Genomic DNA, 23068 nt, shown 5'->3' with positions numbered 1-23068 from the left:
GCACCATCATGCAACCCAACGCGGGCTCTGCCCGGCCCGAACAGGGCCTTCGCGCAGCCCAGTTGAGGCTTCATCGCAACCCGGAACTGCGGAAAACCGGTCGCCCAGTGTGGAGAGCACAGGCCAGCCGCCACACTCACGCCAGCGCTGGTCCTATCTACGGAGGGGACTTCATGACCCGTGCGCGCACAGCCCAGCCCCAACAACCCACACTCCTACGGACCGCGGTCGGGGGGTTCGTCTCAGGAGTGACCCGTGCCCTTTTCGCCTGGCTCACGGAGCAGTTCAGCTGAAACGAGGTGCCAGGCGCTCAGCGCGTTCTGGGGTGTGGTGAACGGCCTGCACGATATGACATGCGCCCGGCCGTTCACCAAGGGCACAGAGGCCGCATATTCTCGGCCCGCGAGATGGCCCACCCGAAGCATCGCCCCACCCCGGTTGGGGCGCTCCCAAGTTCGGGGCCGGTGTCGCCCTAGGGTGATCGGATGATCCAAGGGCCGTACCGGTTCTCCGTGGGCGAGAGCCAGTTCTACGTCCTCGAAGACGACGACCTCGACTACCTCAAGAACCGGACCATCACCGCGGCCGACAACAACGGCCTGGCCGCCGGCGGGAACAACCACCTGTACGTCATCGCGGGCATCAGTGCCGGACGCGCGATGATCTCCTTCGACCTCTCCCCCACCCCCCTCGACCGCGACCAGACCCAGGCGTGGGAGGACGTCACCGAGCTCGACTAAACCTCCACCCTGGGCATCGCGCACCTGACGGCCTGCATGGGACCCAACGAGGACAGCGACGACATGGACGCCTACGAGGTCAACCTCGCCTTCAACGGCCCCGGCACCTACCGCATGCGCCTCCACGCCCACGGCCGCGACACCAACCCCGACGGCGTCCAGGAAGACAGCAAACCGATCGCCGAGCACTACCTCCTCCAGGTCTGGCCGGCACCCTGAACACCGAATGCCCCACGAACCGCGGGTCAGGTGACGGGCCGTGCGCATGATGGTCGATTCGCCGGGCCCCAAGACTCTGACCCATCACGAGCGGCCCCTGATCACGCTCTTGTCAGGCGGCGAAGCCGATGTTGGTGACGATCTCGTACTGGCCCCATTGTGAGCCCAGGTCAGGGAGAACTCCGTCGGTCCAGGCCGCATCCAAGCCCTGGTCATCGTCGGCCGCCCAGGCGGCGACGATGGGGCCCCAGTCACGGACGTTCATCTGCCGGTACTCCACGACTCTTTGGCGCGGGCGATCGACCTGCGACTGGTTGAGCGGGTGGATCTCCACCCGGGTTCCGCCACCCGCGTTCAGCCGTTTGAGCAGATGCTTGGAAACGTTCTCCCGGCGCACACTGCGGTACGCGGCCTCGATCTTCTCCAGGCTGGCCGCGTTCGGCTGGCGTTTGCCCGACAACCAGTTCTTGATCGTGCGGTCGGTCACCGTCAGGCCGGCCGCCTTCGCCGCGGCCCGGGCGTGGTTGGTGCGCGTCAGGTAGTGCAGACGGGCCATCAGGCCACGCCGGGCGGTGATCAGGGTGACGATGCCGCCCGCGAGGGCGTCCAGGCGCCGGGCGACCGCGTCGCTGCCGCGTACACCCCGCGCCCCGTGCAGCCCGGGCTGCAGGTTCCTCTCCGGCATGACTCAACCCCTCACTTCCCCGTCCTGCGCATTATTTCAGAGTGCCGGCCACCAAGGCTGCGGAGACTCGGCTTCCTGGACCCTTCGCGGCCTGCCGCCGAGCGCCCCGCTGGCGGCGGTTGACCGGTTCAGGCCGCGGCCAGGTGTCCGTCGCCCTCGTCGTCGAAGGCTCAGCCCAGTCGCTCGATGGCTCGGGCGATCAGTGCACGGGCTCCGCTTCCGTAGACCGCCATGCCGCGGAGCTGCTCGAATGCCTTGAGGTAGAGGGCGATCTCGGACGGTTCGGTGACGCGGATCTGCGCAGCCAGGGTCTCCACCGAGACCAGCGTCTCGTCGTACATGTGGAAGACCTCTTGCGGCCACAGCGCACGTTCGCCGGATGCCGCCGGGATGATGCCCAGGGAGACGGCGGGGTGCGCGCCGGCGGTGAGGAGGTGGCCGAGTTGGGCGGCCATGGCCTCCTGGTCGCCGAGCTGGTGGCCTTGCCGCCGCCGTCCCCGTGGTAAACGACGTCGGGGGCGAGCATGCTGAGCAGCGCGTCCAGGTCGCCGCCCTCGGCTGCCTCGAAGAACTTGCAAGCGAGCTCTTCGCCCTCGGCCCGCTGGGCGGGGGGGCGCTGTCGGCCTCCGACCCGGCCGCGGCGATGCGCTTCTTGGCGCGGGCAAAGATCTGGCGGCAGTTCGCCTCGGACTTCCCGGTGGTCCTCGCCACGTCCGGGTAGTCGTGCCCGAACACCTCGCGCAGCATGAACACCGCCCGCTCTAGCGAGGAGAGGGCTTCCAACAGTACGAGGAAGGCCAGGGACAGCGAGTCGGCCAGCTCGGCGTGCTCGATGGGTCCCGCCCGGTCGTTGATCAAGACGACCGGCTCGGGCAGCCAGTTCCCCGCGTAGGTTTCCCGCCGTACCCGCGCCGAGCTCAGGTGGTTGATGCCCGTCCGCGTCACGGCCGTGGTCAGGTACGCCTTCGGTGCGGCGATCGCGGTGCCCGCCTGGTGCGCCCGGGTCAGGCCGAGGAAAGCGTCCCGGAGGATGTCCCGCACGACACCTCAAGCGTTCCCTGTGTGGAACGCAACCTGCGGGGGCACAACAGCGTTCTCTTTCCATGAAGCGATCCGATCGTACGACCATCAAATCTTCCAAGCGATGCTTCGCGGCTTCGGAAGACGAGACGGGAACTCCACTTCGCCGCCCCGTTGTCGGTCGGCAGGAAGTGAATGGGGGATCCGAACAGGGCGCGGTCCCTCTTGCCAATCGGTGGTGCACCGTGATGTTTTGAACGGTTCGTCCAGCCTGCCTGTCCGGGACGACGTGTTCGATGTTGCGGTTGCGGCGGATCGGCAGGTCGCCCGGGGATCCCCTCGCCGCTCGGCGGTGAGGGGATCCCCGGGCTGGGGCGCAACCCGCCCTCGACGAGTCGCCACAACTGGCCCGCCCCTGCAGAGAGTCCGCCAAGCCCTGTCGGCGTGCCCTCGGCTGGTCATGAGAGGGGGCAGGTGGCGGCCATCGCGCTCCGTATGCGGCGGGTGATGACACCGCCGCCGCGCGGCTCGGTGGACCAGTGCATCAGTCCCAGAACGGCGGAGTCCGCAGGCGACTGCGCAAGGTCGTGTTCACCCAACATCATGGCTCCGCAGGTCCGTTCATCAGATACGGAGGTCCTTGGTGACGGTGGAAGCCGGCGCGGTCAGGATGGCGTCGAAGGCGTCGAGGACGGGGGTGTGCACATAGGTGCCCTGCAGTCGGATGCGGTCAGGGCGCTCGGACGTCTCCGTGCGCGCTCTGCGGAGATCGGCGATGCCGAGTCCGAGGCCGGCGTCGGCACAGGCGCCCTCGACGCTTCCGGGTTCGGGCGGTTCCAGCGTCGTATCGCCGAGAGTGAAGCCGAAGGGCTGTTCCTCGTCGCGGTGCATGTCCGCGGTGTGGCCGGCGACGCTGGTCAGGCCGAGCGCGAAGTAGTCGTCGCCCAGGACACGTTGCAGCTGCTGTCCCATCGGGAGCCCGGTGAGACGCCCGCCGAAGGCGATGGGCGTCGTCTGGATGTGGGCGTTGTGGGCGGCCAGGACGACACGGGCACCGGGATCGAGGTGTTCCAGGTGCCAGAGGACCGATCTGGCCATGTAGGCGTCCCGGGCCGAGGTGTCGGCGGTGAGGCCGGTGTTCGCGAACAGGCCGGCCATGGCGCGGAAGGTGTAGTCGCCATGGCAGGCGCCTTCGAGGCAGTGCAGGGCGAGGTCGTAGTCGTGCCGGCCGCTTCGGGCGGCGTAGAGCGGTTCAAGAGAGCGGAATCGGACGAGGAGGCGCGCGAGGACCGCGGTGAGGGCATTCTGTTCGGTGTCAGGCAGTCGCGCCCAGGCAGGCGCGGCCACGGCTGCGGTGCCGCCTGCGAACGATGCGGCGATACGCATGGACGTCTCGACGGTCGGCACGCTCTCGGGGTCGATGCGGCGCAGATAGGCGGCGACCGACGCCAGGGCCGGCAGCAGGGACCCGCCCGCCGCGGGGATGTCGATCCCGGCGAAGCGCACCGGTGATGAGGCGGTGCGGTTGTGTCGGCGTACCCACTGCAGGGGCTCGGTGATCCCGATGGGAACCGCCGAGGCGAGGTGGTCCTTCAGGTCCTCTTCTGCGCCCTCTCCTTGGGCCCAGGCATCGAGGGGCAGGCCTTCACTGAAGCCGTACTCGAAGGCCAGGACGGTGAAACCGCACCGTTCGACGAGGAACCGCAGGAGTCGGCGCCTGAGAAGTGCGAACTCTTCGATGAAGTGGGAGTGTTCGCCGATCGCGACGACGCGCGTGTCGCCGATGATGGCGCGCAGCGGTTCCAAGTCGTCGAGCGGCGCCTGCGGGTCGAGGTGGCGGAGCGGCACGGCGTGCTCTCCCAACCATTGCGTGAACGGGATCCCGGAGGGGGAAGGGGGCATGCCGGCAGCTCGATTCTCAGTGTGGGGAGGGGCCGGTGAGGAGCGGGCGGCATCTGTGCCGCTGTCCTTTCCGGCGGGCGTGGGCGTCAGATGTGGCTCTCGGGGGCGCCGAACCAGTGGGCGAGCGCTTCGCGCAATGCCGGTGCGGCGTCGTCCGGGGACCCCCCTACGGCCGCGGCCCAGGCAATGTGCGCGTCAGGCCTGATCAGGAGGGCGTCGGCGGGGCGGTCTTCGGTCTTGACGGTGAGGACCTCGACGCGGGAGCTCCAGTCTCGGGCGGCCTGGCGGAGATCCTTGCGGTCGGCGAGGTCCAGGAGGAGGGGCCGTGCGGTGCGCAGGAGTTCGCCGACGGAGGTCATTCCACGGTCGCTGTGCAGGGTGAGGTCAGGGGCGAACGCTCCGGCCAAGGGGTGTCCACCGGATGGTCCGGGCACCGGGTAGCGGATGTCCGAGCCGGCGACGAGCGCCCCCATACGGCGCAGCGGCTGCTCGTCGGTGAAGAGCTCCTGCATGACCTCGCGGAGCGCTTCGGAGGCCGGGTCGGTCCCGCGCCGCAGCGCCACCTGAGCTCGGGTGTGCAGCATCGTGCGCGCGGCGGCGAAGGATCGCTCGTCGTGGTACGTGTCCAGCAGGTGTGCGGGGGCCCGGCCGTGAATGTCGGCGGCCAGCTTCCAGGCCAGGTTGACCGCGTCGAGCATGCCTGCGTTGATCGCCACGCCCGTTGCGGGGAAGAGATGCGCCGCGTCACCGGCCAGCAGGATCCGCCCACCGCGGAACTGCTCGGCTTGTCGGGCCTTGAAGGTGAACCGCGACAGGCGAACTGCCTCGCCCGCCGGGAGATCCGCCCCCAGGACGCGGCGGAAGCTGTCCTGGAACTCGGTCATGGACATCGGGGTGTCGTCGTCGTACTCGGTGCTCTCCTCTTCGGTGGTGTAGAGGGAGACCACGGGTGACCCGGGCGATGCGCCAACTCCGAGGAGACCACGGTCCGTCCGCGTGAATCCCCCCTGGACCGTCCCGAAGCCGGCGACATCGAGATCGCCGTTGGCGAGCAGGGTCACAGTGTCGGGAAAGGTGACCTGGGCCAGCCGGTTGACCTCTGGATAGGTGATGCCGGGAAACGCGATGCCCGCCGCGTCGCGGATCCGGCTGCGGGCTCCGTCGCAGCCCGCCAGGTACGGGGCCACCACTCGGTACGGCCCGTCGGGGCCGTGCACCTCGGCGGTCACGGCTGTCTGGTCCTGAATGGCTCCAGTCACCTGATGCCCGCGGCGGATCTCGATGCCGAGCTCAGCGGCGCGGTCGTTGAGCAGTCTCTCGAGCTGCTGCTGCGGGAGCGGCAGAGCGTGCAGGGGAGGGTCGGCAAGCCGGGTCAGGTCGAGGTGGACGCCGCCGAACGGAAACCGAGGGGCCGGGGCGGGGCCGGTGCAGGCGGCCTCGCATCGCTCCAGCAGGCCCCGGTAGCGCAGCAGTTCCAGGATCTGCCCGCCGAGGCCACCCGCCTTCGGGGTGTTCCGGGGGTACGGATGGCGCTCCAGCACCAGCGGACGCACCCCGGCAAGGCGCAGTTCACACGCCAGCATCAGGCCGGTCGGGCCGGCTCCCACGATGATCACGTCGGTGTCCATACACTCCCCATTGGAACGGCACGTATCGTGCCGCCAAGCAGAATGCACGGGTCGTCAGCTTGTCAAGAACGGCACGTACCGTGCCGGTAGCATGACGGCATGACTGACACCCACCGCGGGGCCGCCCGGACCGAGGCGATCATGCGGGCCGCGCTGGAACTGGGCCAGGAGATCGGCTACGCCAAGCTCAGCATGGAAGCCATCGCGGCCAGAGCCGGTGCGGGAAAACACACCATCTACCGCAGATGGCCCTCCAAGGGGGCCCTGTTCCTGGACTCACTGCTCTCTCTGCACCCGTCACGTCTGGACTACCCCGATACGGGCGACATCGTCGCCGACCTGCGCACACAGATGCACACAGCCGTCGATTTGCTGGGCAACCCGCCCTTCGGCCCGCTGTATCAGGCCCTGATCGGTGAGGCGCAGTACGACCCGCAGGTTGCCCGGGCACTCAACGATCGCTTCATCATTCCCCAAGCCGCCTTGACCGTCGCCCGGTTGAAGGCTGCACAGGACGGGGGCCAGCTGTCCCCTGCCTTCGACCTCAAGCTCGCCATGGCAGTCCTCTCCGGTCCGCTCTACTTCCAGTTCCTGATCACCCAGGAACCCCTGACCCACGAATACGTCGACGACGTCCTCCAAGCCCTCTTCACCGGCATGGCCAAAGCCCACTGACGAGGGCCCGAACGACCGTCCCATGCCGACCTGACCATCGGGGAGTGTCATGACAAGCAGATTCACCGAGTTGACGATTGACTGCCGCGATCCGGAGATGCTCGCGGCCTTCTGGTGCGCGGTCCTGGACTTCGAGGTGATCGACCGAAGCGAGGGCAAGGTCGAGATCGGCTCCTGGGCGCCGACCGCCGAGGAGGTACGGGCCCGCCAGATGCCGCCCACTCTGCATTTCATCAAGGTGCCCGAAAGCAAGTCCGGCAAGAACCGGCTCCACCTCGATGTGAGCCCGATCGACGGCAGCACCGAAGACGAGGTGTGCAGGCTGCTCGACCTCGGCGCCACCAAGGCCGATGTGGGACAGGGCCCGGCCCGGAGCTGGGTGGTCATGGCCGACCCCGATGGCAACGAATTCGACGTCGTACGCACGCTGGCGCCGCAGCGCAATTAGCCTGCGGCGTCTCCTGAGCCTGCGGGACGCGGAACCCTGATGATCCTGATGATGAGGACGACTTCCATCCCTCAAGAACCACCGTGCCGCTCACGGCCTGGATCATGGCGGCGAAGCGTGGATCGAGCGAGCGTCCCGGTGCCGGCGCAGGCCCGGGTGCACAGGCGTTGGTCTGGGGGTTTCATGACAGCCGGAGCTGGACTACGTTTTCGCGACGCGTAGTTGATCAGGAATTCGGCTTGGTTCGGTCGAGGGAAACAGGGGGCGGCATGAGCGGCGGCAGCGGCGACACGGCGGCGGACGTGGCACGGCGGCGGCGAAGAGGAACGACCATGGTGGTCGTGCTCGTCGCGGTGTTGACGCTGGGCGGCGTTGCCTCACTCGGCGCGGTGATGAGCGCGTGGGTGGCAAGCTCCGAGCACGTGGCCCGTCTGTGGACCGAGGCGGCTCTCGCCGCGGACGGCCGCGCCCGTATCACCGAGGTGATCGACTATGACTTCGGGAACGAGAACCGGCACGGCATCTTGCGCGATGTTCCCGGCCTCGCCGCCGAGGCCGAGGTGAGCGTCACGATGGGCGGGAAGCGAGTCCCGTACCAGGTCGAGCCGGACATGGGCGACGACGGCGAGACCCGCATCCGTATAGGCGACGCGGACCGCACCGTCACTGGTCGGCACCGCTATCGCATCCAGTACGAGCTGGATGGCATCGCGCCCGGCGGGAAGCTCGCGTGGAACGCGGTCGGCACTGGGTGGCAGGTCCCGCTCGACCACGTCGAGATTCATGTGACCGGCCCTTACGAATTCGGTGGGATCCGCTGCGCCGGCGGTGCGCGCGCCTCCCGGGAACCTTGCCAGGTCGGCCGACCCCTGCCGGGCCACCTCACGCTCGCCATCGACAACCTCAAGGCAGGTCGTGGTGCGACCCTGTACGCCGTCTCCGCGGGGCAACTCGCCACCGCGCCGCCGCCCCCGGTCGAACCGTCCGGGCCGGTCATCGCCGTCCACCGGCCTGGTTCACTGCGGGTGGGACTGCTCACGGCCGGCATCGCCCTCGCCGCCGCCCTGGTGGCGGGGTGGCTGGTACGACGGACCGGACGCGAGATGATCTACGCCGACGCGCTACCGGGCTCCACCGCCGGCCCGGCCGGCGCGGTGCGCCGTATCGACATCAGCCGACTCCCCGCCCTGGCCACCGAGACCGCCGCCCCGCCCAAGGAGCTGACTCCGGCTCTGGGCGGCGTCCTGCTCACCGGGGACACCCGGACCCGACACAAGGCAGCCTGGCTGCTGAGCGCCGTCGACGATGGCTATCTGGTGGTGGACATGGAGGACAATGAGACGTTTCCTACCCTCACCCGCCCTTCACGGGAAGAAGTCCCGCGCTCCGACAGCACCGTTGGTGAGGTTCTGGACCGGGCGTTCGTCGGCCGCGACTCGTTGGTGCTCGGCGGCCCCTACGACAGGCTCTTCGCCAACGCATGGAGCAGGATAGGCACCCAGCTGATCGTGTGGCGCAACAGCAGCGATCTATGGGACGCCAAAGCCCACAAGCGGTGGAACCGAGTCGGGCTGGCTGGAGCGCTCACCTTCCTCGCCGGCCTGATCACCGTGATCGTCACCGCGATCGCCGCAGGCCGTCCCGCCGACTACTGGGCAGTACTGCTTCCCATCGCGGCCGCCGTCGCGGGAGCGGGCGCCGGGATATTCGCCGGGACGGACGAAGTGCCGATGCTCACTCCCCAGGGCACGGAGCTGTGGCTCCGGGTCGAGGGCTTCCGCCGCTACCTGGCCGGTGCCGGCGCCCAGCACGTGGACGCGGCCGCCCACGCAGGCGTACTGGACCACTACACCGCCTGGGCAGTGGCTCTCGGCGTGTCCGACCACTGGAGCCAGGCGGTGTCCGAATCGACAGTGCCCCCACCTGTCCCGTCCGCGACTCGGCCCGCACGCATGCCACTGGTCCGCCCGCTCATGGCCCTCGCGATCCTCGACGCCGTCTCCTCAAATACCGGACAGGTGCCCCCCAGCCGTTCGGCCGCTTCCAGCTCGGGATCCAGGACGGATTCCGGCTCCGACACCAGATACTCGGTCGGCGGAGGAGGCGGCGGAGGTGGCGGAGGCTCCTGGTGAGACGCCCGCGGCGAGGCCGGCCAACGACGCCACACGGTGCGGGCGCGAGGAGAGGTGGTTCGCCGTACGCCACCTCAGCAACCACTGGCGCACCATGCGCACCACAGGTGACTTCGCCGTGCAGCCGGCCTGCAGGACGCGCACTTGACGTTCTGCGCGGACCCGGATGCACCACGGCGGAGTCGAGGACGACGGACCGGCCGCAACCGCGACTGAGGGCAGCACACAAGGCCGTCCCAAGTAGAGCCTCTGCCCTGCGACTTCTGCGCGCCGCCCGCCAGCTACAGACCGGTCTAGTGGGCTGGTCCGGAGATTCTGTCGCAGTAGCGACAGATGCGGTCGATGATCTGGTCGGCGGTCTTGGTCCAGGCGAACGGCCGCGCCCGCTCGTTCCAGATCTTGATCCAGTCGTCGAGTGCGGCTTTGAGCGCGTCGAGTGAACAGAAGACGCCGCATTCCAGGCAGCGCCGTTGCAGCTCGGCGAACCACCGCTCGACCTGATTGATCCACGACGAGTATGTGGGGGTGAAGTGCAGCTCGAACCGGGGGTGCGCCAGAAGCCACTTGCGCACCACTGGTGCTCTGTGGGCCGAGAGGTTGTCACAGATCACGTGGACCGCCAGGCTTGGTCAACTCGCCGAGAGCGACCCCGAGGCCCGAGACCTCCTCGCCGCCGAATTCGAGCGATGGTCAACCGTCATCAGCGAAGGACTCAGGTCGCTTCATACCGACGGGAAAATCATGCCCGGCATCGACCCGGACGCCCTCGCCACCACGATGCTCGCCACCCTGCAAAGGGGACTCCTACTCGCCCTGCAACGCAGTACGCGTCCCTTCTGAGCTTGTTCCGCTTTGACGGTCATCGTTGGTGTGGTGGTCAGGCTGCGAGTGCGGCGGTCATAGAAGGCGGTCCGGGAGACCTTCAGCAGATCACACGGTCGTTTCACGCTGTGACCTGCACGCTTCTCCGCCTCGGTGAACGGGTGCACCGTCACCGGGTCTCCTTCGCGAAGAAAGCCGTGGCCCGCTTGAGGATGTCGACGTCCTCGCGCAGGCGGCGGTTCTCTCGCCGCAGTGCGGCCAGTTCCTCGCGGTCGCTGCTGGTCAACCCGTCACGCTCGCCCGCGTCGAACTCGGCCTGACTGACCCACAGCCGCACCGCAGTCTCGGTCAGGTCGAAGTCCTTGGCGATCTGACCGACCGAGCGGTCACCGCGTCGGCACAGCTCGACGATCTCGCCCTTGAACTCGGGCGTGAAGAGCGGCGAGGGCGAGGCTTCTTCTTCCCCATGCTCTCCACGATGGACATCCTCCCGGGGCTGAACCCCTGATCTCGGATGTCCGTCAAAGCGGATCAAGCCCACCCGCGCCGCACACCGGTTTAGCGTTCACCAGCGATCGGCGGCGGAAACGCCGCGGTGGGGCAGAACGTAATGCAGGTTCTTCCAGGCTTGGCCCTGAATTCCCCCGAACCGCGCAACATACGAATGCCATCCCTGACGTGGTCCGGGTGTCAGTTGGCGACGCCGAGCACCACCCAGTTCCTTCCTCCGCAGGTCAAATGCGGCCGCGACCGGAGGCGAGGCGGCGCAAGAGGTATTTGAGGGGGATCGCCGCGAGCCAGGTCCACAGGGCGGCGGAGGTGGATACGGCGAAGGCCACCGCGACGGAGACCACGGCGACAGGGACGATGGAGGCCAGCTCGATGACCGTGTCCCATCCGGCTCGGTCGCTCAGTGGGGCGGCCATCAGGTGGGGCCGGCGCCACGCGAGGAGGAACAGGGCTAGGTGCAGCAGGGCGATGCCTGCGATGGTCGCCGCGTACAGGGCAACGGCCTCTGGGAAGCTTCCCCCGTACTCCGAGAGCACCGACGTCGGGAAGGGCAGGAGCGCCACCAGCCCCAGCCCTGCCAGGGCGACCCGGATCATCAGGGTGTCGCAGCACCGGACTTGTTGCACGATCCGGCGCTGGTCACGCCAGTAGCCCGCCAGCACGGCGAAGCTGAGCCCATACGCGCCCAGGCTCGGCCACACCCCGCGCAGTGCGGCCTCGAACTCCGCCTTATCCAGGTCCGGCGGAAGTTTGATGTCCAGCACGAGCAGCGTTATCGCGATTGCGTAGACCCCGTCCGACAACGCGACGAGCCGCTCCGGGCTCCCCAACTCCGCAGCGGCACCACCGGGCTCTGCTGCGGTGTCCTCGCTCATCTCGCCCATACCACCAACTCTGACCGACAACCCCGCCCCGCCCAGCAGGCCACGCCACCCAATGGTCCGCCCTCGGCCGTGCCTACCCCAAGTGGCCGCACCGTGACCGCATCCTTCAGCCGGCGGATGTCATACGCCGCGCCTCGTAGGCGCGGTCGATGACTTGGCCGGGACGGTGCCACAAGATTCCGTCCCACCAGTAGCCGCCGTGCCGGTAGAGAAACCCCGGGTCCATAGACCTACTCGTGATGCAGGGAGCTCATGTCCTGGTCGTGAGCACAGTGCGCCTCCCTGCTTGGGGTGCTGGCGCACCGCCCACGCTTAGGCGCGGTTCGTCTCGAGCGCAACGCGGGCCGCCCGCGCGAGATCGCCGACACGCGCGATGCCGCCGTCCAGCCAGCTGAGGCCCTGTCATGAACGAACAGTGCAAGGACGCGCGCGCCGGCATCCGCGAGGCCGTCGACCGTCTCCTGACCGGCCGGGCCACCGTCTCCAACGGCAACCTGACCGTCGTCGGCTTGGCCGCCGAGGCGGGTGTTCACCGTAAAGCCCGGACCGGCAGCACGCGGACCTGAAGAACGAGTTCTGCAAGCTGCGGAGCGCTCCGGCTTGAAGGACCAGGTCCCCCACCTCACCCTCGCGGGCGCGGTCCTGGCCGACCGGTTGCGCAAGGCCGAGGAACAGGCGCGACTGCCCGACAACGTCGTGCGCTTCCCCACGCCATGACCATTCTGGCTGGCGGGCGGTCCAGCCGGTCCGCCGCCCGAAAGCTGTAGGTCTCGGTGGCAGGTTCAGCACCGAACCGAGTATTCCCCGCCCGGACGGCTACTCCCGTCGCGGCAGGAGGTGGCCCCGGAAGGCGGAGGGCCGCCCATGGCCTTGTTCAAGGACTGCATCCTCGGTGTCTACGGAGACACAGCTCGCCTGCGCTGCTGATGTCGGCGAAGGTGCACGAGGCCGCGCTCAGGGTGATTCTGCCTGTTGGCCAAAGGCCGTTTCGGCCGCAAGCAGGGTGGGGTCCATCTCGGCCCGCACAGCCGGCTACCTGCAGTCGACGATGCGCACCGTGGCCACCAGCGGCGCCGCCGGCCCGCGCCTCGGCGGTCTCGCAGGCACCGGCACCAAGACAGGCACCGCGGAGGAGGGTGACCACACCAACGGCAGGCTGACCGCGTACGACTCCCACATTGCCGTCGCGGCGCTGGTCGCGGGCGGCCGCACCGGCGTGGACTACGCCGGATACGTCGTCCGGCAACTACTGACCGAGAACTGACCCACCGTCAGTACCGAACGGTCGAACAGATACTTCGCGTTCCCCAGGACGTGTGGTGTCCACGGCCAGTGTCCGGCGTGCCGGGTGACGAAGATCAACTGGCCGTCGGTGGCAGGGGCGGGGTCGAGATCGGCGCAGTGGACGGCCCCCTCGGCGGCGCCGGGCCCCGTGGGAGACATTGGGCGATGCAGTGCCATGAGGGACTCCTTTGTCCGTCGGGGCCAGCTTCAGGCGATGACCGTCTGTCGCAGTGCGCCGAAGGTCTGGACCGTGCTGACGAGTTCGTCGCCCGCGACGCGCCAGCATTACAGGTTGCGGCCAAGGCCGACACCGACCGGGGCGCCGGTGAAGATGACGGCCCTGGGCGGAGCGGCAAAACTGCGGGCAGACGGGCGATCCGGACCGGGGTCGCAACTGGCTGAATCGCGGCTCACGTGGCGGGCGGCCGCCGACATTCGACAAGGACGACTACAAGCAGCGGCACGCGGTCTAATGCGGTATCAACAGGCTCAGGCGGCACAGGCCCGTTGCCACGCGATGCGACACACTCGCCGTCGGCTACGAAGCGATCGTGCTGGTAGCAGCCATCAACGAATGGCTGTGACGCTGCCTCGTCGTGCTGATGCCCATCGCCACCTGCTCGTCGGCTATCTTGCGGCGCCATCCCCGCGCAGTGCGGCCCGGACCAGAGTGACGTCCGCAGCGGGGACAGCAAGCTCCCAGTATCGATCTGCGGCTTGCACAGACAGCAGACGGAACACTCCCTTGTCGACCGCCTGGCTTCCCGGGTTAGCGACCGGGCCCACCTCATGGACGTGGAACGGAGCAACCAGGGCAACGCCTTCGCCGGATCCGCCGAGCACTCGAAACGGCCGCCACACCACTGGCGACGCTGCGGCAGGATCCAGAATCAACGATCCCTGCCGGAAACGATGGCCGTCACGGACGAACGCGGAGACCTCGCGAGCCTCTCCGGCGTTCCACGCTACGACATCGGCCTCGGCGCGAGACCGAGCATCTCCTATGAACTGCTCGATGAGACGCCCTGGATGTCGGAGCAGATCCGTTAAGGTCAGCGTCCCTGCGGCCCGTCGCACTCTTCGTCCCACTGTTGCCCCTTGCATCGCGGTCGCGCCCTGGGTAGCGCGAGGGAGGGCGCGGAACTGCCTCCTCAGCCACTTTCGCAACAGGCCCTGGGTAAGCAGGTCAGGATCAGCCCGGCGTGTGCGGTCTCCTCAAGATCACCAGCGACGGCAGCTTCCCGGAGGTGCTGGCCGTCGTCGTCGTCGACGGGCAGGGTGAGGGCTCCTGGCCCGATGCAGCGGCCATTCGCGGCTGCTAGAACCCGAGCCTGTCGGCGGTCTCAGCCGCGCTGTATGGTTCCTCGACGCCGTCGGCGATGATGAGGTCCATCTCGATGTGCCGGGTGCGCAGCGGAATGATCTCCTGGTACTCGGGCGACTTGTACCAGGCGCGCGCCATCTCTGGGCTGGGGAACTCGATGACGATGATCCCTGTGGGCCACGCGCCCTCGACGACCTCGACCGCACCCATGTGAGCCAGGGACTTCCCTTCGAAGGACGCCAGCGTCGCATCGATCCTTCGCATGTACTCGCCGATCTCCGGGTCGGGGGTGACCTGTGCGGCTCTTGCGATGACGTAAGCCTTCACGATGATTCCTCTCAGTGGCTGATGATCGCTATTGGCCGTGCTTCCCATCGCCTGTGGCGGGCTGCGTCACCGTGCAGGCCGATGACATGCCGGATCGGACCGCGACCACAGCGGCAACGGCAACGTCGCCTATCACCGTGTGTCGCGGCCTGGCGGTGGTGTTGCGCGCTTTGTGCCGCCGGTTGAGTTCAGGTGCCAGTCCAGTCGGCGCTTGTAGTAGACCAGCGGGTCGTTGTCGGTGACCTCGTCGAGGCTGGTGACCTCGCCGACCACAATCGCGTGGTCGGAGAGCGGGGTGAACATCACGGTGCGGCACTTGAGGTAGGACATGGCGCCGCTGATCCTGGGCACGTGGCCGTCCCATTGCCAGTCGATGTCGGCGAACTTGTTCTCGTCATGTCCGGCGAAGACCTCGGCGAGGTACAGCTGGTCGGATGCCAGCAGATGTACCCCGAACCGTTCGGCCTGCTCCAATGCCCGGTAGGTCCGCGCCGAACAGCCGATGGCCAGCAGCACGGACGCCGGGTCGGTGCCGTACGAAGTGATCGAGGAGACCAGCAGCCCGCAGGGGCGGCCCGCCGGGTCGCCCGCGGTGACGACGGCCACCCCGGACACCAGGTGGGCCATCGACTCCCGGAACGCCTCCGGCGTTCCCTCTGCGCCGAACCGCAGTTCCGCCACGTTCGCCTCAGGCCTCGAACTGGACGTCGATGACGACCGGGGCGTTCTGGGAGAGCACCGCGACGCCGACCGCGGTGCGGGCGTGGACCCCGGCCGGTCCCGGGAAGATGGCCGCGAACAGTTCGCTGGCTCCGTTGACCACAGCCGGCGGGGAAGTGAAGGACGACAAGGGGGCGCCGGCGACGTACCCGACCACCTTGACTACCTGCTTGACGTTACCCAAGTCGCCGACCACGGACTGGAGAGCGGCCAGGGCGTTGAGCGCACATTGCCGCGCGGCCTCCTTGGCCTGCTCCAACGTGACCTCAGCGCCGACCTTGCCGACGTGGATCAACTTGTCGTCGACCGTGGGCAGTTGTCCGGAGACGAACACGTACGGCCCGTTGCGCAGGGCCGGGGTGTAGGCGGCGACCGGCGTGGCGACCGCCGGGAGGGTGAGTCCGGCCGCGGCCAGGCGCTCCTCGGGAGTGCTCATCGGGGATCAATCTTTCCGGGGACGGGAAGCGGGAATGGGAAGCGCAAATCGGCTCGCTGGGCCGGGTCAGTGGTCCTGGCGGAAGCGATGGATCGCGCTGTCGTAGGCGGGGGCCGGGAAGCGGTCGCCGGTGATGGCGTCCGGCACCGGCATGCCCGCGACGGTGTCCAGCGGAATCCACCCGGCCCAGGACTCGACTTCATCGTCCTTGGGCTCGTCGCGGGCGAACCCGGCCCTCACCTTCATCGAGAACTCCTCGATGGCCATCGTCAGGCAGGCCGTGTACTTGGCTTCCTCGACGCTGGGACGGCGCGCCGCGTACGGTCCGGACAGCCGCCCCGGAATGACACTCTCCACGACCTGGGCCAGGGCATCTGCGCGCTCCTGGACGTCCTCGACGGGTTCTGCCTGCCCGAAGATCATGACGGACCGGTAGGCGGCGGAATGGTGCGACGACGCCCGGCCCAGGATCACTCCGTCGATCAGAGTCGCGGTCACACACAGCGGCGCGCCGGCCGCGGCGGTCGTGATGAACCGGCCGAACGCCGAGCCGTGCAGCAGCAACTGGTCGCCGACCCGCATGTGCAGCGTCGGGATGACGACCGGTCCGAGATCGGTGTTGAAGCCGACGTGAACAGTCAGCGCCTCATCCAGGATGGCGTAAACGTCGTCCCGGTCATAGGTGACCCTCTCGGGGTAACGCTGGGCCGTGGTACGTGCGGAGCGTGACATTTCGGTCACTCTAGATGGCGTGTGTGTCGGTGGAGGCCAGAAACGCCAGCCGCACCCCCTAAGAACTCGTAACAGAATCTTGTTGAAGTGCCCTGGTCCCGCGTGAGTGTTGTGCGTCCCTGGACGGCGATTCGTGGGCGCATATCGAACCGCTCAGTGATCGGGGTTCAACCGTTCCTCCGCCGGTGACCACGGAGCGGAACGCAGATGGGTGACGCTGCGTCGAGTCCGGTCCTCGGGCGGCCCACCGACCGCCTTGCCCACCGCAATCATGGACACGATCACCCATCCCGGGTTCGGATCCAGCTCCTTGGCAAGTCCTTCCAGGTCAAAGGCCCGAAACTGATGCGTGGCCAGTCCCATGGCCTGAGCCTGAACCGTCATGTGAGCGACGGCCGCGCGCATCTTCGCCCCCGCATGACCACCCGGTGCCCATGCCCTGGCTACGCAGCCGCTTCACGCGCCGCCCCACCGACGTCGGCAGTGGATGGCGACCAGCCTGAACGCGGTGTGAACCGCGGTCCGCGCAGTCTCCTCGGGAAGGTGCGCGCGGGTGTTGTAGGCGTGGCCAGCACGTCGGCGATTTCCCGGGGCTTCGCGGCCCGGCCAAGGGGCAGTTCCTGGAGGGCGGCTACTACGTCACCCCGACCCTTTTCGCCTTCCCCGGCCGGTGAACAGAGCTGGCCAGAGCCCGCCGCGCGCGGCGCACCGGTAAGTGCTGCAATGGAAGGGACTCGGGATCGTGGTTCCTGGAGGGCCCCATGCGCCACCACCGTCTCGCACCAGCCGCCGCAGCCACGCTGCTTTCGGCTGGTGCACTCCTGGCCGTCTCCGCCTGCTCGAGTGACGAAGTGACCACCCGTGCCAATCCGTCCGCGGCGACCACACAGAGCCCGCTCCCTCAGAGCCAATCGCCTTCCGCCCCCATGCCGAGCCCGAGCCACAACGCACGGGTCGGCGACACAATCACCGTGACAGGCTCCGGCGAGGGCGAGAAGCTCGACGCAACCTTGAAACGATGGCTGCCTTCCGCACAGAGCGCCGATGAGTACTCCACTCCACAGACCGGGAAAAAGTGGGTGGCCGCACAACTCGAGCTGAAGAACGTGGGAACTGCCGTGTACGCCGACAGCCCCTCCAACGGCATGCAGGTCGCCGATACACAGGGCCAGCGCTTCGAGGCAACCTTCGCCGACATCGCCGCCGGACCGTCCATGACCTCGGACGCAAAGGTCCCACCGGGAGAGAAGGTGCTGGGCTGGATCACCTTCGAGGTCCCCACCACCTCGGACATCGTCACGGTTCAGTTCGCCATGAACTCAGGATTCGCCGACCAGACCGCCCAGTGGCAGGTCCCCTGAATCCACGCGAAGCATCTCGGTAGCGCGTCATCCGGTGCCCGCGTGTAAGCATGTCCCCACGAACTGCACGTGGCCGTTCCCCAGGCCGACGGGAATGGGCCCCGGCGTGTGGCCGGCTAGCCCGTCGCGGGCGACCTGGAATGCACCGCGCGGTGCCCAGCGGGCGCGCCAGTCATATGAAGCAGCCGATGGCATCAGCGTGCGGCGGCGTGGGCACCAGGGCCGCCCGCGGGACCAGCTGGACGGTCCAGCAAGCCGTTACCGCTTCATCCGTTGAGTCCGAGCGATTCTCGGGCGGTGGCGATGGCGAGCCTGTAGTAGGCGCTGGCGACCTGAGACGATCCGCCTGCGGCCTGGAAGAAGACGTAGCCCATCACCACATTTTTCCCGAGTCGCTCGATCAACAGGTACCCGTTCACTTGCGTTCCGAGGTATGCGCCATCCATCCGCACTCCGATGGAGTCCGGGCCGCCGAAGTGAATCGGGGTCAGCTCGAAGTCGATTCTTTCGTTCGCCGATACGTAGCTGATCGAGCCACAGGAGGAGAGTGCCTTCCGCGCCACCGTGTACGCAGGATCCATCAGGGTCGCAGGGAGCGCTGTGAGTGTCTCCGACACCGAAATCCCAGCACCTTCGAATGTGGCGGAAGCCTGCTTCTGTTCTGGATCCCCGTCTGACGTGTTGAGCAGGTCTGCCAAAAGCCGGCATCCGGTGAATGACGGTTCGCTCGCACCGGTGGTCGGGCTGTCGCTGCCGGGGGGCGACTCTGTGAAAGTGCCCCCAAGGTCATCAGCGTTCAGGAGTGCCGCTTCCAATTCGGCCGACGTGGGCAGGTCCTCCGTACGCGGGGCAACGGACTGCTCGGGTGCGCTTTGCACAACACGGGAAGGGCTGGCATTGGTGAGGCTATTACAGCCGGTGAGGAGCAGCGCACCAGCAATCATCACAGTGGCTGCAGCCGTTCCAGCTCTCTGGAGCCTGGTCATGGCATGCACTTCCCTGACGAGTGACCGTTCCGGATCTCACCCTTCGGAATACCCGTACTTCCTCGTATCTCCATGGTCGCCCGGATGTGCTCCCTGCGCAGCTCGAGGGCTCGCCGTCGGCCAGGCGTCATCAAGCGTGAAGGCAAGTCCTGCTTGGGCAAGGCTGCAAGCCGAATCACGGCGTACAGACGCGAACGCAAGAGCAGGTGTAGCCCGCCGGAGTCACAGAGCCGCACCCCACTCAGGTTGACGATCTGCGTGCTCCCTCTCGCTGCCGCTACGCCGATGGCATCGCCGAGCAAAGGGGCACCACACAGGTCTAGTTCGCCACCCTGATCACCCAGGTTGAGCCGGATGCGAACTGGTCGATCACCACGGGACATGGCGCTCGCGAGCACTCATCGAGCGTCTTCGGAACCTATCCGGGGCGCTCGACGCGGTTGAACTCCCCACCCACACTTCCCGCCCGTTCGAGTGACCGCCTTGCTGCCAGGGCGGACTCCGTACGTCGCGGTCAGTTCGGCACATGCAGAGGGCACTTGAGGGCGCGCGGAGTACCGTCGAGATGCGTCGTCGGGTGTCGCGATTTCCCCGGTCAAGCGGTGGGAAGGGTGTTCCGGTAGGGGACGGCCGCCGCCCATTCGGGGGGCGACGGCCGCCGAGTGCGCAAGGAGCGAGGCTCCCCCTCGTCACCTCCTTGCGCGGGTGTCCCCTCGGTGGCGGGGTAGCGGGAGTACACCGCCGAACATGTGCCGAGAGGACGGCGGCTGGAGCCGGGGTGTCGGCGCTTCGGCTCCAGCAGGTCTCTGCACTGCTGGACTCGGGTCCGGGAGTCCGGGTGAGTGACAGGCGGGGCTCGGGTCGGGACACGGCTCGCGTCGTCCCGTCAACTCACTCATACAGCCTAGAACGCGACCCCGGTGATCGGAACAGCCCCTGGCCAGGGGCTTGTTGATGAATCGGGCCAGTTGCCGGACGCGACAGTGAGCTACCCGGGTAGTCGCCTCCGGGCGTGCGACAGCGGTCCGTAGCCCTGGACGTCACACTGCACGTGAAGCACCGCGCGACAGCCCTTCCATCACGGAGCGTCACAGATCAAGAGATCCAACACAGGCACTCATGCCGCCATGGTCTCGAATCCGGGTACGGGAAGCCCTGGGAAGGCTGGACGATGGTGGGCGTGAAGACGTCGTGGGAGTACGGAGAGCTGCGGTTCCAGGGGCAGGAGTACGGAACGTGGACAGGTCCGGCTGGTCAAACCGGGTCGGTCGAACCGGGGCGTTCCGTGGCGTTCTTGCAGTTGGACACGCGCCGGCCCCCGACAGAGCAGTCTGGGGCCGGCGTCACGGATCAGGAAGGCCGTCGCTGCGGCGATGGCAGCGGTGGCCGCGGCGTGAACGGGTTCGCTCTCCTCGTGCTCGCCGTCTGCCCCATTGGCGGCGCGTCGGGTTGCCCCGCCCACACCGGTCGGTGGCAGGGGTGGTGCGTGGCCTGCGGACAGCGCGCCGAGCCGCACATCCCCACCAGCGGTTTCATCGCATGCGGAGTGCCGGCGAGCCGGAGGCACCGGGCCTTGGCCGGGACGCGGAACCAGCAGAAGTTAGCCGGACCGACGTGCAGGGTCTGGGCCAGGTTGCGCAGCAGGCTCTCCAGGTGGGCGTCGTTGGTGAGGACCTGGGGGTCGGACAGGGCCGCTTCGGCCAGTTCGGCATCCACCTGGGCGAACGCCGCGATCACGCTCCGCGCCCCGGGGCCGGCGGGCAGGCGGCCGGCTTGGACGTCGCGGCGAGTGAGCAGGTGTGGTTTGTGTAGTGGTTGGTCGGAGCGCCGCCTGGTGCCCCGCGGTGCGTACCCCTCGTACGCGACCTGGCACCGGCATTCCGCCCGTACACCTCGGTCGGCGGTGTACCGGTGTTCCTGGAACGCCTACGTACGACATGATCCGCAACGTCGAAGATCTCCCTCAGGCGACCTCCGTCGGCAAGTTCCACAGGCGGGAAACGGTGCAGCCGTCGTCGGCCGCGCCGGCTCCCGGTGTCATCGCCGTCCGCGCGCAAGCTCGGCCCCGCCCCGGCATGCACTGTCCGCTACCTGCGATCGGCCCGGATACGAAGCCGCATCCACCCGCCGAACACCAGGCCTGACACCGTGCCCCAAGCCGCTCCGGAGCCGAGCGTCACCGGCCACGGCAGACCAGTGATTGCCCAGATCAGCGCACCCCAGAACAGCCCTACGGCTATCCACAGTCCAGTTGCCTCCAGCGACCTCATACCGCCCGACTACCCGCAAGCGGCGAACACATGACTGCCCAACAGCTCGCTCTCGGTCTCGGAACGGGACTGAGTGCCAGGGCCGGGTCAGCATCGGTCAGTCACCAGGGCGCGGACCGGCCGCAGCGCTGCAGCCCCCACTGAGAGGTGTGCAGGCGGCGCGGTCCTGGTGCTCACCGACGGGTTACGGCCATCAGTCGGATCGACGCGCTCCGGGGCCCTCGACCAGCCACGAACCGATTTTCGGCAGTGCATCGCGTCCGCTGTCGCCCTCCACCGAGGCCACCAGATCAGCGATGGTCACGGCCGCAAGCGAGGCCCGCCACGCCGCGTCGGCGGCGCCCATCGCCTGGGCGATCGGGCAGCGCTTCGTGCACTGCTCCGGCGGGGTCCCCAGCGGCCCGCGCTGCCGGATTTCGGTGCACTGGAAAGCGGGGCTCGCTCCGTCGACGGCCTGCACCACGTCCAGCAGGGTGATCTCAGCGGCCTTCTTGACGAGGACGTATCCGCCGGTCTTTCCCTGGACGGAGCGCACCAGGCCCGCCCGGGCGAGTGCCTGCATCTGCTTGGCCAGGTAGCTCGGCGACACATCGTGCAGCTCGGCGAGCCGGGCCGCCGGTACGGGTTCGCCGGCTGCGGTCAGGACCACGCAGCAGTGCAGCGCCCATTCCACGCCACCGGACAGTTTCATGTCACCTCCATTTGACTCGGACACATCCTATCCGAGTATGATTTCGGACATCGAATGTCCGAGTTCAATACTCGGGGGTACTCGACTCACGGAAGGACCACCATGAAGATCACCGTCATCGGGACCGGCCTCATCGGCTCGCAGCTTGCCAGCCAGCTCACCGGCCGGGGGCACGATGTGACCTCCGCATCCCTGTCGTCCGGGGTCGACCTGACCACCGGAGCCGGTCTCGAAAAGGCCCTCTCAGGTGCCCAGGCCGTCGTCAACGTCACCAACTCCCCCACCTTCGACGAGCAGTCCCTGGACTTCTTCCGCACCACGGTGGGCAACCTGATCGACGCCGGCGAGCGCGCCGGCGTCCGCCACCAGGTCGCACTCTCCATCGTCGGCGTGGACCAGGTACCCGCACTGGCCTACTACCGTGCCAAGGCGCTGCAGGAGCAGCTGCTGCGCGATGGGCCGGCACCGTACTCGATCGTGCGTGCCACGCAGTTCTTCGAGTTCATGGAACCGACCATGTCGTGGACCTCCGACGAGAACACCGTGTGCCTGCCCGCAACCCCCATCCAGCCGATCGCCAGCGCAGATGTGGTCGACGCCCTTGCCGACGTGGCGACCGGAGAGCCGCTCGACGGGATCCTCGACGTCGCCGGCCCCGACCTGTTCACGCTCGACGAGATCGGGCGCCTCACCCTGGCCGCGCGCGGAGACAAGCGGCCCGTGGTCGTCGACGAGCAGGCCGGACTCTTCGCTGCGGTCCCGGGCGACGTCCTCACCGCGGGTCCGGACGCCCGGTTGGCGCCCACGCACTACCGCGACTGGCTCAACCGCTGACCGCCGTGCACGGGGACGGCCACCCCACGGTGGATCATCAGTGCGTCGCACTGCTGCTTCGAGCAGGGCCCCTGGAACACCGCTCACCCGGTGTTGCCGAGGCCCTGGCGCCAAGGTGGCGGCCGGGCAGGCAGTCCGCGAACTGATCAGGGAGACGGCCGTGAACCTAGCTGCCTGCCACTGAACGCCCGCTCGCTCCGAAGGTCCCAGACAAACAAGCCAAGATCCAGAACAGCACTCCTGTCCCGAGGCAGCTTGATCGCTGCGGGCGGCTTGCTCATGATCCGGCGAAGAGCTCCGCCGTCGGCAGTGCTCACCCATGCGGATGCCGCAGATCAGAGGCGCCCTATATACGCAAGGCCGCACCTGATGTGCTGGCCACCACCCGCACGCAAGTCCTGTGGCTGTGCGCAATAAGTGACCCTTGAGCACGCTAGG

General features: G+C 68.0%; 25 protein-coding genes and 4 pseudogenes. 12 read left to right on the top strand and 17 right to left on the bottom strand.

All coding sequences use genetic code 11. From position 1 onward, the window contains the following. The first annotated feature begins 485 nt into the window (after positions 1-485). Together AB0H78_RS26865 and AB0H78_RS26860 are read left to right on the top strand one after the other, a co-directional pair. Complete coding sequence (locus AB0H78_RS26865; protein ID WP_363237155.1) at positions 486-740, top strand: hypothetical protein; 255 nt, start codon at positions 486-488, stop codon at positions 738-740. Between the two features lie 36 nt (positions 741-776). Continuing rightward, on the top strand, positions 777-959 hold the full coding sequence (locus AB0H78_RS26860; protein WP_363237154.1) for a hypothetical protein: 183 nt from the start codon (positions 777-779) through the stop codon (positions 957-959). Positions 960-1071: 112 nt separating this feature from the next. Here the strand turns inward: AB0H78_RS26860 and AB0H78_RS26855 are convergent, their stop codons facing one another. Further along, a complete protein-coding gene (locus AB0H78_RS26855; protein WP_363237153.1) occupies positions 1072-1644 on the bottom strand; it encodes a transcriptional regulator in 573 nt (190 codons plus the stop codon). 170 nt (positions 1645-1814) lie between these two features. Beyond that, positions 1815-2123, bottom strand: a pseudogene (locus tag AB0H78_RS26850) (Scr1 family TA system antitoxin-like transcriptional regulator); the annotation flags it as partial. A gap of 20 nt (positions 2124-2143) precedes the next feature. Between AB0H78_RS26850 and AB0H78_RS26845 the strand changes: the two are divergent. After that, positions 2144-2365: a hypothetical protein gene (locus tag AB0H78_RS26845; RefSeq protein ID WP_363237176.1), complete on the top strand. Its 222-nt coding sequence runs from the start codon at positions 2144-2146 to the stop codon at positions 2363-2365. Here the strand turns inward: AB0H78_RS26845 and AB0H78_RS26840 are convergent. From AB0H78_RS26840 to AB0H78_RS26830, 3 genes and pseudogenes are all read right to left on the bottom strand, one after another. After that, a pseudogene (locus AB0H78_RS26840) lies at positions 2347-2391 on the bottom strand (hypothetical protein); the annotation flags it as partial. The gene AB0H78_RS26845 and the pseudogene AB0H78_RS26840 overlap by 19 nt on opposite strands. Before the next feature lie 897 nt (positions 2392-3288). Then, the gene (locus AB0H78_RS26835; protein WP_363237152.1) at positions 3289-4512 is read right to left on the bottom strand and encodes an erythromycin esterase family protein; all 1224 of its coding nucleotides are present in this window, start codon (positions 4510-4512) and stop codon (positions 3289-3291) included. A gap of 140 nt (positions 4513-4652) precedes the next feature. After that, positions 4653-6194: an FAD-dependent monooxygenase gene (locus AB0H78_RS26830; protein WP_363237151.1), complete on the bottom strand. Its 1542-nt coding sequence runs from the start codon at positions 6192-6194 to the stop codon at positions 4653-4655. 99 nt (positions 6195-6293) lie between these two features. Between AB0H78_RS26830 and AB0H78_RS26825 the strand changes: the two genes are divergently transcribed. The 3 genes from AB0H78_RS26825 to AB0H78_RS26815 all read left to right on the top strand — a co-directional run bounded on the left by AB0H78_RS26825 (position 6294) and on the right by AB0H78_RS26815 (position 9449). Next, positions 6294-6869, top strand: a complete 576-nt coding sequence (locus AB0H78_RS26825; RefSeq protein ID WP_363237150.1) for a TetR/AcrR family transcriptional regulator — start codon at positions 6294-6296, stop codon at positions 6867-6869. 49 nt (positions 6870-6918) lie between these two features. Next, a complete protein-coding gene (locus AB0H78_RS26820; protein WP_363237149.1) occupies positions 6919-7317 on the top strand; it encodes a VOC family protein in 399 nt (132 codons plus the stop codon). Between the two features lie 269 nt (positions 7318-7586). After that, a complete protein-coding gene (locus AB0H78_RS26815) occupies positions 7587-9449 on the top strand; it encodes a DUF2207 domain-containing protein (RefSeq protein WP_363237148.1) in 1863 nt (620 codons plus the stop codon). Positions 9450-9742: 293 nt separating this feature from the next. Here AB0H78_RS26815 and AB0H78_RS26810 read toward each other — a convergent pair whose 3' ends face one another. Beyond that, the gene (locus AB0H78_RS26810; RefSeq protein ID WP_363237147.1) at positions 9743-10021 is read right to left on the bottom strand and encodes a transposase; all 279 of its coding nucleotides are present in this window, start codon (positions 10019-10021) and stop codon (positions 9743-9745) included. Between the two features lie 25 nt (positions 10022-10046). Here AB0H78_RS26810 and AB0H78_RS26805 point away from each other — a divergent pair, with 25 nt between their 5' ends. Continuing rightward, positions 10047-10289, top strand: coding sequence for a hypothetical protein (locus AB0H78_RS26805; RefSeq protein WP_363237146.1), 243 nt, complete (start codon positions 10047-10049; stop codon positions 10287-10289). A 172-nt stretch (positions 10290-10461) separates the two neighbouring features. Here AB0H78_RS26805 and AB0H78_RS26800 read toward each other — a convergent pair. Further along, positions 10462-10812: pseudogene (locus AB0H78_RS26800) on the bottom strand (transposase); the annotation flags it as partial. Between the two features lie 193 nt (positions 10813-11005). Further along, the gene (locus tag AB0H78_RS26795; RefSeq protein ID WP_363237145.1) at positions 11006-11665 is read right to left on the bottom strand and encodes a TMEM175 family protein; all 660 of its coding nucleotides are present in this window, start codon (positions 11663-11665) and stop codon (positions 11006-11008) included. Between the two features lie 404 nt (positions 11666-12069). Here AB0H78_RS26795 and AB0H78_RS26790 point away from each other — a divergent pair, with 404 nt between their 5' ends. Both AB0H78_RS26790 and AB0H78_RS26785 read left to right on the top strand, forming a co-directional pair. Further along, positions 12070-12231 carry a hypothetical protein gene (locus AB0H78_RS26790; protein ID WP_363237144.1) on the top strand — a complete coding sequence of 54 codons (162 nt, stop codon included), beginning with the start codon at positions 12070-12072 and terminating at the stop codon, positions 12229-12231. Between the two features lie 437 nt (positions 12232-12668). Continuing rightward, on the top strand, positions 12669-12929 hold the full coding sequence (locus AB0H78_RS26785) for a hypothetical protein (protein WP_363237143.1): 261 nt from the start codon (positions 12669-12671) through the stop codon (positions 12927-12929). Here AB0H78_RS26785 and AB0H78_RS26780 read toward each other — a convergent pair. After that, a complete protein-coding gene (locus tag AB0H78_RS26780) occupies positions 12887-13126 on the bottom strand; it encodes a hypothetical protein (RefSeq protein ID WP_363237142.1) in 240 nt (79 codons plus the stop codon). The two genes, AB0H78_RS26785 and AB0H78_RS26780, sit on opposite strands and share 43 nt — an antisense overlap. 612 nt (positions 13127-13738) lie before the next feature. Here AB0H78_RS26780 and AB0H78_RS26775 point away from each other — a divergent pair. Beyond that, complete coding sequence (locus AB0H78_RS26775) at positions 13739-13999, top strand: hypothetical protein (protein WP_363237141.1); 261 nt, start codon at positions 13739-13741, stop codon at positions 13997-13999. A 268-nt stretch (positions 14000-14267) separates the two neighbouring features. On the opposite strand, the gene AB0H78_RS26770 is transcribed toward AB0H78_RS26775, so the two are convergent. The 5 genes and pseudogenes from AB0H78_RS26770 to AB0H78_RS26750 form a co-directional block, all read right to left on the bottom strand. Beyond that, positions 14268-14600: a DUF1330 domain-containing protein gene (locus tag AB0H78_RS26770; protein WP_363237140.1), complete on the bottom strand. Its 333-nt coding sequence runs from the start codon at positions 14598-14600 to the stop codon at positions 14268-14270. Positions 14601-14732: 132 nt separating this feature from the next. Continuing rightward, positions 14733-15281: a flavin reductase family protein gene (locus AB0H78_RS26765; RefSeq protein ID WP_363237138.1), complete on the bottom strand. Its 549-nt coding sequence runs from the start codon at positions 15279-15281 to the stop codon at positions 14733-14735. A gap of 7 nt (positions 15282-15288) precedes the next feature. Next, the gene (locus AB0H78_RS26760; protein ID WP_363237137.1) at positions 15289-15756 is read right to left on the bottom strand and encodes a RidA family protein; all 468 of its coding nucleotides are present in this window, start codon (positions 15754-15756) and stop codon (positions 15289-15291) included. Between the two features lie 66 nt (positions 15757-15822). Next, entirely contained in the window at positions 15823-16488 is a 666-nt protein-coding gene (locus tag AB0H78_RS26755) for a pyridoxamine 5'-phosphate oxidase family protein (RefSeq protein ID WP_363237136.1), read from the bottom strand. A gap of 153 nt (positions 16489-16641) precedes the next feature. Continuing rightward, positions 16642-16884: pseudogene (locus AB0H78_RS26750) on the bottom strand (nitroreductase); the annotation flags it as partial. 365 nt (positions 16885-17249) lie between these two features. Here AB0H78_RS26750 and AB0H78_RS26745 point away from each other — a divergent pair. Continuing rightward, positions 17250-17849, top strand: a complete 600-nt coding sequence (locus AB0H78_RS26745; RefSeq protein ID WP_363237135.1) for a DUF4352 domain-containing protein — start codon at positions 17250-17252, stop codon at positions 17847-17849. Between the two features lie 266 nt (positions 17850-18115). Here AB0H78_RS26745 and AB0H78_RS26740 read toward each other — a convergent pair whose 3' ends face one another. From AB0H78_RS26740 to AB0H78_RS26730, 3 genes are all read right to left on the bottom strand, one after another. Further along, the gene (locus AB0H78_RS26740) at positions 18116-18835 is read right to left on the bottom strand and encodes a hypothetical protein (RefSeq protein WP_363237133.1); all 720 of its coding nucleotides are present in this window, start codon (positions 18833-18835) and stop codon (positions 18116-18118) included. Positions 18836-20185: 1350 nt separating this feature from the next. After that, on the bottom strand, positions 20186-20572 hold the full coding sequence (locus AB0H78_RS26735; protein WP_363237132.1) for a hypothetical protein: 387 nt from the start codon (positions 20570-20572) through the stop codon (positions 20186-20188). A gap of 726 nt (positions 20573-21298) precedes the next feature. Continuing rightward, the gene (locus AB0H78_RS26730; RefSeq protein ID WP_363237131.1) at positions 21299-21796 is read right to left on the bottom strand and encodes an Rrf2 family transcriptional regulator; all 498 of its coding nucleotides are present in this window, start codon (positions 21794-21796) and stop codon (positions 21299-21301) included. A 102-nt stretch (positions 21797-21898) separates the two neighbouring features. On the opposite strand from AB0H78_RS26730, the gene AB0H78_RS26725 reads away from it, so the two are divergent. After that, complete coding sequence (locus AB0H78_RS26725; protein ID WP_363237130.1) at positions 21899-22630, top strand: SDR family oxidoreductase; 732 nt, start codon at positions 21899-21901, stop codon at positions 22628-22630. The last annotated feature ends 438 nt before the right edge of the window (positions 22631-23068 follow it).

This window comes from Streptomyces sp. NPDC050738 (assembly GCF_040654175.1).
Taxonomy (GTDB): Bacteria; Actinomycetota; Actinomycetes; order Streptomycetales; family Streptomycetaceae; genus Streptomyces.
Note: the sequence above shows the minus strand (reverse complement) of the source record. Positions and strands in the feature narration are given on the sequence as shown.

Excerpts from the sequence above, each read along its gene's own strand:
- AB0H78_RS26775 (WP_363237141.1), top strand. The coding sequence starts at position 13,739 with ATGGACGTGGAACGGAGCAACCAGGGCAACGCCTTCGCCGGATCCGCC.
- AB0H78_RS26760 (WP_363237137.1), bottom strand. The coding sequence starts at position 15,756 with ATGAGCACTCCCGAGGAGCGCCTGGCCGCGGCCGGACTCACCCTCCCG.
- AB0H78_RS26855 (WP_363237153.1), bottom strand. The coding sequence starts at position 1,644 with ATGCCGGAGAGGAACCTGCAGCCCGGGCTGCACGGGGCGCGGGGTGTA.
- AB0H78_RS26740 (WP_363237133.1), bottom strand. The coding sequence starts at position 18,835 with ATGACCAGGCTCCAGAGAGCTGGAACGGCTGCAGCCACTGTGATGATT.
- AB0H78_RS26795 (WP_363237145.1), bottom strand. The coding sequence starts at position 11,665 with ATGGGCGAGATGAGCGAGGACACCGCAGCAGAGCCCGGTGGTGCCGCT.
- AB0H78_RS26865 (WP_363237155.1), top strand. The coding sequence starts at position 486 with ATGATCCAAGGGCCGTACCGGTTCTCCGTGGGCGAGAGCCAGTTCTAC.
- AB0H78_RS26860 (WP_363237154.1), top strand. The coding sequence starts at position 777 with ATGGGACCCAACGAGGACAGCGACGACATGGACGCCTACGAGGTCAAC.
- AB0H78_RS26820 (WP_363237149.1), top strand. The coding sequence starts at position 6,919 with ATGACAAGCAGATTCACCGAGTTGACGATTGACTGCCGCGATCCGGAG.
- AB0H78_RS26790 (WP_363237144.1), top strand. The coding sequence starts at position 12,070 with ATGAACGAACAGTGCAAGGACGCGCGCGCCGGCATCCGCGAGGCCGTC.
- AB0H78_RS26780 (WP_363237142.1), bottom strand. The coding sequence starts at position 13,126 with ATGGCACTGCATCGCCCAATGTCTCCCACGGGGCCCGGCGCCGCCGAG.
- AB0H78_RS26825 (WP_363237150.1), top strand. The coding sequence starts at position 6,294 with ATGACTGACACCCACCGCGGGGCCGCCCGGACCGAGGCGATCATGCGG.
- AB0H78_RS26830 (WP_363237151.1), bottom strand. The coding sequence starts at position 6,194 with ATGGACACCGACGTGATCATCGTGGGAGCCGGCCCGACCGGCCTGATG.
- AB0H78_RS26745 (WP_363237135.1), top strand. The coding sequence starts at position 17,250 with ATGCGCCACCACCGTCTCGCACCAGCCGCCGCAGCCACGCTGCTTTCG.
- AB0H78_RS26725 (WP_363237130.1), top strand. The coding sequence starts at position 21,899 with ATGAAGATCACCGTCATCGGGACCGGCCTCATCGGCTCGCAGCTTGCC.
- AB0H78_RS26730 (WP_363237131.1), bottom strand. The coding sequence starts at position 21,796 with ATGAAACTGTCCGGTGGCGTGGAATGGGCGCTGCACTGCTGCGTGGTC.
- AB0H78_RS26815 (WP_363237148.1), top strand. The coding sequence starts at position 7,587 with ATGAGCGGCGGCAGCGGCGACACGGCGGCGGACGTGGCACGGCGGCGG.
- AB0H78_RS26755 (WP_363237136.1), bottom strand. The coding sequence starts at position 16,488 with ATGTCACGCTCCGCACGTACCACGGCCCAGCGTTACCCCGAGAGGGTC.